General features: G+C 56.3%; 10 protein-coding genes. 5 read left to right on the forward strand and 5 right to left on the reverse strand.

Annotation, left to right across the window (positions count from 1 at the left end):
- The coding region (locus B4U49_RS13650) for a lysozyme family protein (RefSeq protein WP_476703369.1) at window positions 1–348 on the forward strand (348 nt) is incomplete at its 5' end.
- A gap of 65 nt (window positions 349–413) precedes the next feature.
- Here B4U49_RS13650 and B4U49_RS13655 read toward each other — a convergent pair.
- The 4 genes from B4U49_RS13655 to B4U49_RS13670 all read right to left on the reverse strand — a co-directional run bounded on the left by B4U49_RS13655 (window position 414) and on the right by B4U49_RS13670 (window position 5,551).
- Window positions 414–1,547: an SO2930 family diheme c-type cytochrome gene (locus B4U49_RS13655; RefSeq protein WP_078085162.1), complete on the reverse strand. Its 1,134-nt coding sequence runs from the start codon at window positions 1,545–1,547 to the stop codon at window positions 414–416.
- The gene (locus B4U49_RS13660; protein WP_193432849.1) at window positions 1,540–2,859 is read right to left on the reverse strand and encodes a parallel beta-helix domain-containing protein; all 1,320 of its coding nucleotides are present in this window, start codon (window positions 2,857–2,859) and stop codon (window positions 1,540–1,542) included. Before B4U49_RS13660 ends, B4U49_RS13655 begins: the two co-directional genes overlap by 8 nt.
- A 542-nt stretch (window positions 2,860–3,401) precedes the next feature.
- A complete protein-coding gene (locus B4U49_RS13665; RefSeq protein WP_078085163.1) occupies window positions 3,402–4,004 on the reverse strand; it encodes a Yip1 family protein in 603 nt (200 codons plus the stop codon).
- Between the two features lie 482 nt (window positions 4,005–4,486).
- On the reverse strand, window positions 4,487–5,551 hold the full coding sequence (locus B4U49_RS13670) for a branched-chain amino acid aminotransferase (RefSeq protein ID WP_078085195.1): 1,065 nt from the start codon (window positions 5,549–5,551) through the stop codon (window positions 4,487–4,489).
- 826 nt (window positions 5,552–6,377) lie between these two features.
- On the opposite strand from B4U49_RS13670, the gene B4U49_RS13675 reads away from it, so the two are divergent.
- Window positions 6,378–7,673, forward strand: coding sequence for a hypothetical protein (locus B4U49_RS13675; RefSeq protein WP_078085164.1), 1,296 nt, complete (start codon window positions 6,378–6,380; stop codon window positions 7,671–7,673).
- A gap of 254 nt (window positions 7,674–7,927) precedes the next feature.
- Here the strand turns inward: B4U49_RS13675 and B4U49_RS13680 are convergent, their stop codons facing one another.
- Entirely contained in the window at window positions 7,928–8,449 is a 522-nt protein-coding gene (locus B4U49_RS13680; protein ID WP_143735671.1) for a hypothetical protein, read from the reverse strand.
- On the opposite strand from B4U49_RS13680, the gene B4U49_RS13685 reads away from it, so the two are divergent.
- The 3 genes from B4U49_RS13685 (at window position 8,448) to B4U49_RS13695 (ending at window position 12,154) form a co-directional block, all read left to right on the forward strand.
- Complete coding sequence (locus B4U49_RS13685) at window positions 8,448–9,260, forward strand: hypothetical protein (RefSeq protein ID WP_143735672.1); 813 nt, start codon at window positions 8,448–8,450, stop codon at window positions 9,258–9,260. The two genes, B4U49_RS13680 and B4U49_RS13685, sit on opposite strands and share 2 nt — an antisense overlap.
- Before the next feature lie 30 nt (window positions 9,261–9,290).
- Window positions 9,291–10,487, forward strand: a complete 1,197-nt coding sequence (locus B4U49_RS13690; RefSeq protein WP_078085167.1) for a hypothetical protein — start codon at window positions 9,291–9,293, stop codon at window positions 10,485–10,487.
- Window positions 10,488–10,582: 95 nt separating this feature from the next.
- The gene (locus B4U49_RS13695) at window positions 10,583–12,154 is read left to right on the forward strand and encodes a tetratricopeptide repeat protein (RefSeq protein ID WP_078085168.1); all 1,572 of its coding nucleotides are present in this window, start codon (window positions 10,583–10,585) and stop codon (window positions 12,152–12,154) included.
- Window positions 12,155–12,486: the final 332 nt, after the last annotated feature.

A 12,486-nucleotide genomic window follows, 5' to 3' on the forward strand; every position in this document is an offset into this window, starting at 1 on the left:
ACCCTCGCCTCCTATAATGCCGGCCTCGGTCATGTATACGATGCGCAGGATCTGGCGGAAGAAAAGGGCTGGGATCGCAGGGTCTGGTTCGACAACGTCGAGAAGGCGATGCTGTTGCTGTCGGAAAAGAAATATTATGAAAAAGCCCGCTACGGTTATGCCCGGGGGCAAGAGCCATACGATTACGTGCGCAAGATTCAGGCGCGTTTCCGCACTTATGTCGCGCTACTGGAGGACTATAAGCGCAGAGACGCCATCGAAACCGGATACCTGCTGGATTTCCTTTACCCGGAATTCCTGCAAACCGCGCCCCGGTTTACGGTTATACAGCTTCCGGGCAACACCTGACGGATAAAACCCGAATGCTGACAGGTTAAGAGGCGGGCGGTGCACAGGCACCACCCGCCCATCCATCAGCTGCAGTTACCGGGCATGGAGGCAATCCAGGCTTTCAACAGCTCGGTGCCCTCCTCATGGGTAAGACTGCGTCCGAGCTCCGGCATCATCGCGCCGGGATCCTTCGACTCCACACGGAAGTTCAGGATCGACTCTTCCGGGCTACCCGGCACAATGGCAAACAGGCGATCACCCGAGCCAGTACCCGCAGCCACCGGGGGCTTGCAGACCCCGAGTTTACGCATATCCTCTTCCGCGCTGTACAGCATCAACCCTGAGGTATCCGCTGCCCCACTTGGGTTGTGGCAGTGTCCGCAATTGATATCCAGATAGGAGCGCGCACGCTCGTCCAGGGATGCACTGGCATCGTTATAGCTGGCATTGTGTGGCACGTCCGCCAGTTCCGGCAAACCACTCAGGTAGCCGACCTGTTGCCAGTAGGCCAGCTGGTTTTCGCTGCCACCTTCATAGGCGTATGACTTGTTCAGGTGACGGGCGCGCGGGCCAATGGGGCGTACGGCTTTTTGTGTGTGGTTGTCCGCATGGCAACCGGCACACTGGTTTGAATCTGGCACCACATAGGTGAAGGCTTCACTGGAGCCATCGTCACTGACCAGTTGCAGTCGTTTTGCCTCGCCTGCGATTTCCAGTACCGCATCGGTCTGGGCGTCGTTCCAGACATAGGGAAGCGCCTGCCAGCCATCCGCACGTTTGACCAGTATACGGGTCTCGATCAGCTTAACCTTGCTCAGGTTCAGGCCACTGCCGGCGAAGTCCCGGGAGTAGTCATCGGTACGCAAAACAGAACCGTCTTCAGCCAATGGATAGTAGAAGGTCTTGCTGATTACGGTACCCACCGGGTAATTGAAATCTTCATCCCCGTATTCGGCACTGGTACCTTGCGGCATCCATACCGTTCGCAGCTTGTGGGCATAGTCGGTAAACAGCGCGGTGTTGAGGTCGTAGGGTACGACGCCGTCGTTCAGCGAGAGCTCGCCGTTGAGAGCTTCGACCACATGCCACTGACTCAGGTTATCCGGTACCGAACTTCTTTCGTGCAGGGTGACCGGTTCGCGGGATGTACCACAGCCCGCGAGGGTAAGGGCCACCGCGGCGGCCCCCAACCATTTGGACAAAAACAGCTTACGCATCGACTACCTCATTGATTGCGTGTTGCTCTTCCTGAGGTTTCTCCTGTTCGCCGTCAAAGTCCAGGACGATTTGCGGCAGCTTTTTCAGGCTGCAACTGTGTGCAGCAATGTCCGTCGAGATATTCTTGAAATCGTTCTGGACATCGATATTGATGATGCCAACCCCTTCGTTCTCGATACACAGCTTGAGTGCTTCTGGCAGTTCGCCATCCACCATTTTCTTGCTGTCGATAGCGCCGTCCCACAACACATCCGGCAGGCTGCCGGTCAACCCGAACTTCGCGACCTTCAGGGCCTTCAGCTCCAGGTGATCCGGCGAAGAGCCGCCACCGGTGAAGGTGTTATCGTAGATATAAATACCTTCCGGGTAAGGGTCGAAGTTTTCCTGGGTGGATTTGTCGCTGTAATAGCCGGCTGCGAAATAGCTGCTGACGATCACGTTCGCGGTATCGTTATCCGAGATTTCGTTGTTGAAGATCTCCACGAAATCATTCGAGTTGATCACCACACCAGAGCCCGCAGGTACCGCTGCCACCGGGGTGCCCTCGTGGCCAAAGTTCTCGGTATTGTTCTTGTACACCTTGTTGTTATACACCCGGGTGCTGTGGCCCGGTTGCGGCAGGTTCGGCATGTTGAATACTAGGATACCGCCGGTGTTGTTGGTCGCCACGTTGTCGTACACATCGGCACCAATGGTGTTCTCGATCTCAATGCCCGCCACATTGAATTCCGCACGGTTGTTCCGCACGATCACATTGCGAGACTGCCCGACATAGATGCCGGCGTCGGATGCGCCGATGGCAACGGTACCTTCCACCAGGGTATTTTCCGTCTGTACCGGGTAAATCCCATAAGCGCCATTTTCTGTGGCCGGCCCATTGGTCCACTCCACGCGAATGTCGCGGATGATGATGTTCTTGCCTTCGTTCACCTTCAGCGCATCGCCGATCGTGTCTTCGATCGCGAGACCTTCAATGGTGAAATCGCTGGCGTTGACCAGCAGGCCTTCCGCGCCCTGAATCTGGTTTTTGAACGACAGGATGGTTTTGTCCATACCCGCACCACGGATGGTAACGCCATCGACATTCAGCGAAAGACTGCGATTCAACTCGTAGCGCCCTGCCGGAATTTCAATGACATCGCCGGACTGCGCCTGAATCAGCTGCTTGAGGAGTTGCTTTTGAAAATCCGCGGTAGCCGCCGCGGTCTCCGCGCTGGCACCGGCATCGTGACTGTTTGGGGCATTGTCCTGGGAACAGGCGGCTGCCATCGCGGCAAGTAAAAATACACCCAGTTTGGCTGGTGTTTTCATGGAATCTCCCGATTTCCTTTGTCGTTTTTATCGCGGTTTTTAGTTATTCAACCTCGGCCCCAACCTCGCACTACAACGGCCTGTATCAAGGTCAGCACTGTCAGATAGAGCCTGAAGATCGGTATTGGAATCGAATATAAGGTGACCCAAAATCCCAAACCGTTATTAATTGGTACGCTTGTACCAACTATAAAGCGCAGATTACGTCGACTGGCTTTGGCTGGATAGTATCCAATGCCCCGCGGTGGAACAACGGGAAAAATGGAATTGTGTCTCGTATTAACCAGTTAATAGATGACCTGGCGGTCGCAGTTTCGAATAAATCTCACGCATCACAGACTGCGGCGAGTCACCGCAGGTAATACAGAGGAATAACGTCTCGAAGCACTGTCGCAGGATTGAGGTGCGAAACAGGGACAGGAAATGGAAGGAATAATTTTGGGGGGACCCAGCCTGCCGCCCGCTGGACGTTAACCACAGTTGGCGGCAGGCGAGGAATGCTAGCGCTGATTACTCCTGGCTGAGCTGCGCTATGCCGCTGCTCAATGTTGGAATACCGGAGCCGCGACATAGCTCCAGAAAAGCACGGTTGCCACCATCACGACCACGGCCATTACCAGACAGACGGTAACTACGGCACTGGCGAACAGGAAGCCGCGCTCTTCATTAACATCCAGCACAATGGGAATACCCACATACAGCAGGTATACCGCGTATGCCACGGCCAGGGTGGCAAGCAGAATATCCAGCCAAAGGATCGGGTAAAGACCGGCAGCACCGGCGACAAAAATCGGCGTGGCGGTAAAGCTCGCAATCACTATGCCCTTCATCGGGTGCGTCTTGGCGCCGTAGGTTTTTGCCATCCAGTGAATAAAATAACCGACAGCGACCACCGCCAGGATCATGGTGACGTAGAACACGGCAACCAGTGAAAGGGCACTGTTACTGGTCAGGGTGCGTACTTGACCGCCACTGCCAATATTCCAGCCGATTTCTGTTGTCCCGAAGTACCAGCAGAGCGCCGGTAACAGAGCCAGAACAACGACGTAAGGGATCTGACGGTTGAATCCTTTTTCAGACAAACCGGCAATTTCATGCCACTGCCTGCGCGGTTGTACCATCAGGCCGTAGAGATGATTCAGCATTCCCATTCTCCTCACTCGCGAGGAACCGCACGGCTTGTGACCGTGGGGGAGAGCCTTCTAAGGAGTCACAGACGTAACCCGACTCCTGTGTCTCAAATTGATCTGGATACTACTTGTCAAAGTGAGGGATACCGCCAAAGGCTTTTCCCAAAAGTTCCAGTTTCTTATTGTTGACACTGCCGGTAACAAACCGCCAGCGTATTGCCCGCGCAGGGCGCGAACTCCAGCCGAGAAACCTGCGGTACTGCGTTCATTGCAGCGCTAGCAGGTTTTTTTCAGGGCACCCTAACGTTGTAACACCCCGGTCATTCAAGTCAACGCAACCGTAGTAATTTACGCAAAAAAAAAGCGGCCGTTTCCACAGGAAACAACCGCATTTCTGCGAGTGCTACTTAAACACTCGATCGCCCGAGATTGACACTTCCAGACTCTGAAAGAAAAGGAATCCCGCCAGGCTGATTTCCCTCCCAAAGAAAATCGCGTCAGTAAGCCGCCACCTGCACCATTTGCATCCAGCCAAAACGATCTTCCGCCCTCCCCTCCTGGATATCCAGTAACGCGCGCCGCAGTTGCTCAGCGACTGGCCCCGGAGCCTGGTCTAAGCGGTAACGCTTATCGCCATCCCCAAGCTCGCTGATAGGGCTGACAATGGCAGCAGTACCGCAAGCGAAAGCCTCACTGCAGGTCCCGGATGCCACGAGCGCCAACAGGTCATCAATGTCCATTTCCCGCTCATGTACCTCGAGTCCCATATCGCGGGCCAGGGTCAGCATGGAATCCCGGGTAACCCCTTCGAGGATGGAACCGTTCAACGCGGGTGTATGCAGACTACCATCCATTACAGCAAAGAAGTTCATCCCGGACAGTTCATCAATGGAGTGACGGTTGCCCGGGTTGAGCCACAAGGACTGGTCATATCCCCGTTCCTTGAGGCGGGCAATACTGAGCAATGACGCCGCGTAGTTGCCCCCCACCTTGGCATCGCCGGTGCCGCCCACAGCCGCGCGACTGTCTTCACGCTCCACCCACAGGCGCATGTTGCCCGCATGGTAGGCCTCGGAGGGGCTGGCAATCACGTAGAATTCGTAATCTCGGCTAGCGGTAACCGAGAGGTCCGGCTGGGTGCCCATCAGGAAGGGGCGAATATACAGGGACTCACCGCTGTTGCCCGGAATCAGGGTTGCACAATGCGCCGCCACGGTACGAACCGCGTCCATAAATAGTGCTTCAGGCACCGGAGGCATGCACAGGCGACGTGCTGAGTGTGCCATGCGCTGGGCATTGCGTTCGGGGCGGAACAGACCGACGCCACTGCCACAGCGATAGGCCTTGAGTCCCTCAAAGCAGGACTGGGCGTAGTGCAGCACCTTAGCCGCGGGATCCAGGGCCAGGGGGCCATAGGGGACCAGTTCGCCGTCGCTCCAGCGCCCGTCCTGATAGCGGGCTCGGAACATCACCGGGGCCATGACGGTGCCAAAACCAAGGCGCTCCGGCATTTCAAATCCCCGCAGGCTGGCGATGGCTTCAGGTTGTATTGTTATGCTCACAAAGCGCTCCCACTGAAATTCCACAGTTACGGTCAATCCAGCGGATTATGGCTCTATCCGCCGCACTTTCCAAATGTCACAACCAATATATCGTTAGACTGCGCAATAAATAAGCCATTTCAAACTCACCCTTAGGACAGAAATCTCGCCACCAGGCTATTCGTCCACGGAACCGACCGGAGCACCTTCCCCGTAAAGATCCGCACTCACGGCGGCAGCAAGGAAGCCTCAACCGACAAGCTAGCCCTCCCCCAGCGGTACAGGAGTCACCAGCCGACAGAATTTTCCCCACTACGAAATTTTTGGCACCCGCTTTTGTGAGAATTCCCCCCCACCTCACCCCCTGCTGCCAGACTCAAGAAACCTCTGAACAGGTCGTCTTTGCGCCTAACTTCTCCACTGGGTACACAACGTCTTCAACGGTAAAAATCTTTTGACGCATCAGCGAACAGCGCCGACAAGACAGTACAAATCGCCGCTGGCGCGCCACCCCACCCGGGGAAGCAAAGGACGAAAATTCGTTGGCTATACTCAAAATACATGGACGGTGAACAGCAAATGCAAGGGAAACCAATGCCTTTTTTCGGCTTGAGAAATTCCCTCTTCACCAGAGTCCAGTGTCGATATAGACAACACACCGGGTAACCGGCAGGAAAGCAGACGAACCACACGTCAGGGAGAGAAGTCTCGCGCAACCGGGGTTGCAGTGGCCACAAATTGGCCTGTCTAACAACCCCATCTGATCGCGGGTTTCGAGCTCGGCGGCACCTGTTTTTTAACAGTCGCCGGCGAGTCAGGCACAACATGGAATGGAAGTGGTTCAACCGTGACACAGACAGATACCAGCAACACTTTTGCTATCGGCTTGATGTTTACAGCCTCAGCTCTGCTGTGTGGCTCTGTTGCGGCGGAGGAAATCTCCGCACTCGACAATGCCAAGGCTCCTCCAGCGGCTTATATAGAAGCGGCCTCAAAACCACTGGAAAAACCCAAACGACAGCTACGCCCGTCAAAAGCCGCCGATGACTACCGCCAGCGCATCGAGGAGATGGAAGCAGAATTCGGTGCTTACGGTGCCGGACTGGATGAACAGCTGATGGGGCTAGGATCTGCCCTACAACGCAGCGGCGCACATGAGTTAGCGATTTCAGAGTTTCGCCGCGCCATGCTGATTAATCGCGTGAACGAAGGGCTTTATTCCCTCAACCAGGTACCGATGATCGAGCGCATGATCGAAAGCCAGATAGCGCTCAACCAGTGGGAAGAAGCCAATGACAACCACGAGTACCTTTTCTGGCTGCATGTAAAAAATTATGGGGAAAAAGACCCTCGCATGCTGCCGATCATCAATCAATTGAGCAACTGGCACCTGCAGGCCTACATCGACGAAAAAGGAGCCACCCTTTTCGAGCATCTGATCAATGCCACCAACCTGTATGCTCTCGCGGTAGATATCATTTCGCAAAACTTCGGCGCCAATGACTTGCGACTGGTTGAAGCCCTGCGCGGCCTCAAGGCCACTAACTACTACCTCGCCACTTATTCCGGCGAGCCTCAGGAAGCCATTGTGGTGAACACCAGCTTCGGCGGAGGCAATATGGACCAGCAGCGCCGTGCGCAACTGGACCACTACCGTATCAACAGTTTCAGTTCAGGTAAAACCGCGATCACCAAGATCATGGATGTTTACCAGAAAAACCCGAGTTCGCCACCGGCCGCTTCTGCGAAAGCAAAAGTGGAACTGGGCGACTGGTACATGATGTTCAACAAGTGGCACTCCGCGCGTGAAACCTACGGTGAGGCCTACCAGGCGCTATGGGACAACGGCGCTACCAATCAGGAGATCGATGAGATCTTCGGTCGTCCTGCGGCACTGCCAACTCTGCCGCTGTTGGATGAAGACCGAGAAGCGCTCGCGAATAGCTATGTAACCGTGTCGTATGACGTCACCGCATTCGGTAAGGCGCGCAATATCCAGATCCTGAGTGCGCGCCCGGAAAGTAAGGTAAGCATCCGTTCTCGGGTACGCAATGTTCTTAAAAAGGCGAAGTTCCGGCCGCGGTTTGAGAACGGCGAGCCGGTGGAAACTACCGGCATCGTGCAGAGATTTGTATTCGACTGAAGACAGCAGGAAGGAAAGAGGAATTATCGTGTTCGACTGATGTAGCGAGGTTGGTTTGCGTCCGCCGGGACTCAGGAAATGTTTCAGGTAGCCACAATACGCAGTGTAAAAACTGGCACCAGAAATACTCAATTCTGCAAACCCCGAGGGACAAAAACTGTCGAACAGACAAGGAGCAAAACGGGTCGCCGCGATTTCGCTGCGGCCCGTGAACGCATCAGGAGAAAGCTCATGGCATTACGGAAGATTGCACACTACTTTAACCGCAACGCGGCACACAAATCGGCATCCGATTTTTTCGGCCTGCGCTGGCAAGCCCTCGCCTCTGTCGTGGTTCTGGCCGCGGTAATCAGTGGCTGCAAAAACCAGCAGACACAACAGCAGCCACCGGCACAACCGCAGCAGAAATCCCCGTCGAGCCCGTCCAGTTCGTCGCAATCCCAATCCCAGTCGCAATCATCCAGCTCATCGTCGAGCCAGTCGAAGTCCAGTCCTTCGACAGCCAGCAGTATGCCGTCACCCAGCTCGCCCAGCAGCAGCCGGAGCAGTCCGAGCATATCGACGTCGAGCAGTCCTTCACAGCCGAACACCTCCATGCCGAGTATCGAGTCTGGTGACCGCTCCAGCCAACAAGCATCCACCGCGTCCAACAGCGGCCCGGAATCCGAGCGGCGTTCGCGCTCGTCCAGCAGCAGCGCACAGGACCCCAGCGCCAGCGGCAATCCGTCGACCCCGGTATACAGCGATTCCGACCAGCGCCCGGAAGATTCCCGCATGCCACCGGATCCATCATCCAATAGCGAGGGCGAGCCACCAGATGAAATCGACTTCTCGGAGGAGGAAAAGACCGCGAGCGCCTCTTCGTCCAGCAGCTCTTCCTCTAGCAGCTCTTCGTCCAGTAGTGCCTCTTCGAGCAGCAGTGCCAGCGCTTCGGCGAGTGCTTCCAGCAGTGCACCAAGTAGCGCATCCAGCAGTTCACCGTCGAGCAGTTCTCCTGCCGGGGCCCAGGGCGGCGGAGGTCAGAGCGGGGGGCAACAGAGTACCGCGCAAGCCAGTACTGCCGCCGGTGGCCAGCCGGGCGGGGGCAATCAGGCGCCCAACGAAGCCCCGATGGGCTCTGCCGAGCGTGTTGCCGAGCTTGAGGGCCAGTTCGAATCCACCATGGCCAGTTATGACGGCATGATCCTGCGCGAGCGGGATTACGTCCGTAATCGCCCTGCTTCGCCGGAAGAGGAAGCAGCGGCGGAAGACGAGGTCCCCGCGGGTGAATCTCTGGAGGACCTGATCAAAACCGCCGAAGAAGAGTTCGGTGGTGCCCCACCCGCTGGCAGCGGTGAGGAAGGCAGCGGGCCAGAACAGAATAACTCCAGCGGCCAGGCGACCGGCCCCGGGCTGCCTACCAAGGGACGCAAGGGAGAGTACAACCACACCGGATCATCCGCAGTGGTTCCCGCAGATATCCCCAGTGGCGATGACGATGATGTGGTCGCCCGGCAGATTCGCGAAGCTGCCATGCGCGAGTCCGATCCCGAATTACAGGAGCGACTCTGGGAAGAGTACCGGAAATATAAAAAATCACAGAAATGAAGATGAGTATTCATCAGGGAGAGTAGTGATATGTTTTTCTCGCACACACGCACAACCCTGTGCAGCCTGGCACTGAGTTTACTGGTGCTTGCCGGCTGTACCACAACCGAGGTCCGCACTACCGCCTACACCCCGCTGACGGTAGAGGACGCGGCGATCGCGGAAAATCGCCTGCTGGATGTGGGCATCGTGCAATTCAATGCGGGCCTCGAACAGGACGAGGAGCCCGAAGAAGACGAGCTGGTATTCCCGGAATTGCGCCGCGCAGAATCCCGCTATATCGCGGTTACACTGGCGGACGCACTTCAATCCAGCCAAGGCTGGGGCGCTGTCCGGGTAATCCCCAGTGAACGCACCAATATTGACGTGACCGTGACCGGAACCATTGTTCAGTCCGACGGCGAGACGCTGACCGTGGAAGTCACCGTCACCGACTCCCGCGGCCAGTTATGGTTTACCAGGGAATACACCGAGCAGGCTTCCCACTATGCGTACGACCGCAAGCATCCCACCGAAGGAGACGCTTTCCAGGGAATCTATAACCGGGTTTCCAACGACATGCTCACATACCGACAAGGCCTGTCGAGTGAATACATCGCAGAGCTGCGCACCATTTCCGAAATCAAATTTGCGCGTAGTTTCTCTCCCGGTGCCTTCGATCGGTATCTGGTGCAGGACGATCAGGGGTTATACCAGCTCACCGCCCTGCCCGCCGCCAACGATCCGATGCTGATGCGGGTACGCCAGATTCGCGAGCGCGATTACCTGTTCGTGGATACCCTCCAGGGCTACTACGACACCTTCGTCAAAACCATGGAAACGCCCTATCAGGAGTGGCGCGCCATGAGCTATGAAGAGGTGAAACAGATGCGCGAGCTGAAGCGCAAAGCGCGTAATAACACCATCATGGGAGTCGCAGCCATTGTCGGCGGTATCGCTGCCGCTGGCGCCGGCGGCGGTGCCGCCCGCCAGGCGGGTAATGTGGCAGTGGCCGGCGGCGGCTATCTTGTAAAAAGCGGTTTTGATCGACGCTCCGAAGCCAAGATGCATATCGAGGCACTGCAAGAACTGGGGGATTCCATGGAGGCGGAAGTGGAGCCCCGGATCGTGGAACTGGAAGACCGCACCGTAACCCTGTCGGGATCGGTGGAAAACCAGTACCGCCAGTGGCGCGAACTACTCAAGGAAATTTACGAGGTAGAAACCGGTGGCATGAGTGACATCTGAGTCGCCGGCCAGCCAGTAACTTGTCCGACCGGCCTGCGGGAGCCAGACACTGCGGGTCGGCGAGCGAAAATAACAGCGAATATAGCGGGAATACTATGCAACACCGCGATCCATCATCGGACGATCAGTCATTCATTCAGCCCGCCGATTTTTCATTCGGTGGCGAATCCTCAAACGGCGACGCCGTCAAAGCCGGCCCGCACCCGAATACAACAGCAGAAAAAAAAACCGGCAATGGAAAACTGGTTCCGGTCCTGCTGGGCAGCGGTATGCTCGCCGCCCTGGTGGGCGTATTCTGGGTGTTGCCGCAAGTCGTTGAAAAGCCGACGGTAGCCAGGGTCGCCAGCCCGGTACAGCAGGAGCGTGCATCGAAAACCGCGGTACCAAAGGTCACAGAATCCCCGTATACCGAAGCGGAGATCACCGCACAGCGCCGGGAAGTGCAGCAAGTTCTTCAGGAAATATTGCAACTGCAAGAGGAATTGCTGGAACGGAAAGTGGAGACCTGGGCTGCGGAAGAATACTTTGCCGCACGCACCCTGGCCGAAGAAGCGGACGGTATCTATCGTCAGCGAAAATTCATGCAGGCACTGGAGCAGTATCGGCAGGCCCTGGCCGGGATGCAGCAGCTTCGAGACAGTATTCCCCAGCGAATTGAGCAACATCTCGCGGAAGGGAACAATGCCCTCGATAGCGGAGATGCCGAAGCGGCAAACAAGGCTTTTGATCTGGTACTCACCATATCCGAAGAACATCCACGCGGGCTAAAGGGAAAGGCGCGTGCCGAGCTGTTACCTGAAGTGTGGCCACACTTTACCGCGGGTAAGGAAGCTTTCGGGGAAAACGTCCTGGATACAGCAAAGACCGAACTGGAAAAAGCCCTGGAGCTGGATGGAGACACGACACCCGCCAAAACTTTACTGCCGGAAGTGAATGCCGCAATTCTGGAACGAGACTACAGCGAGGCGATGTCGGCAGGGTATGCGGCCATTGCCAAAGATGACTTTGACAAGGCCAAGTCATTCTTCGTAACGGCGCGAAAACTCAAGCCGAATGCGTCCGACCCTGGTGTGGGCATTGCACAGGCAGAGAACGGTATCGCGCAGGCCCGCATCGATCGTTTGTTCGCAAGTGCCGGCGATAGCGAACGACAGGAACAGTGGCACAAGGCTGTAGAAAAATACGCAAAACTGGTTGCGGAAGACAGCAGTCTGGTAGAGGCCATCACTGGCAAGGCGCGCTCACAGGCGCGCGCCAAACTGGATGATCAGCTGCAGGAATTACTCGGTGACCCACTACTCCTTGGTCAAAGCAAGCGCAATCAGTATGCCCGCAAGGTGCTCGCAGAAGCGCGCGCGTTAAACACCAGCACACCTAGGTTACAGGGGCAGATAGAACAGCTGGAAACCGCACTCACCAAATCCCTGATTCCGATCACTGTATTGTTACAGTCGGATGCCAGTACCCATGTCACCATTTATCATGTGGGCAAACTAGGGAACTTTTCCGAGCGTGAGATCGCGCTAAAGCCCGGGCGCTACACCGCAGTCGGCACCCGCCACGGGTACCGCGATGTGCGCCAGGAGTTTATTGTCGACCCATCTGCCGAATCGCCAGTGGTTACCATCGAGTGCGCAGAGAAAATTAACAGCGCCAATAAATCCTGAAACCTGAAACCCTTTTTCCGCGGGCAGATCAAAAGCTGTAGGACATTGAAGTCACCCAGATTTTGACGTAACTGCCCGCGGGCCCTCTCAGAATTTCTGACTGCCCGCCCATTTCCTGAAGCTAAATACCGCGCCAATAGAGGCCCTGAGCGATCGCCCTGGGGATGGACGAAATTGTCGTCCTGGTGTCGGCAAAACAGGAAAACGCACGCCAAAAACGCCGGACCACAGCCTGCAACCCTCAGAGCGGACTAAGCTGAAATGCGCGGCTTTGTCTCTGGTAGCAAGCCCGGTGCCGAAAGGAGATTGGCATCAAGACCGCGATCCGGAAG

The organism is Microbulbifer mangrovi, assembly GCF_002009015.1.
GTDB lineage: Bacteria > Pseudomonadota > Gammaproteobacteria > Pseudomonadales > Cellvibrionaceae > Microbulbifer > Microbulbifer mangrovi.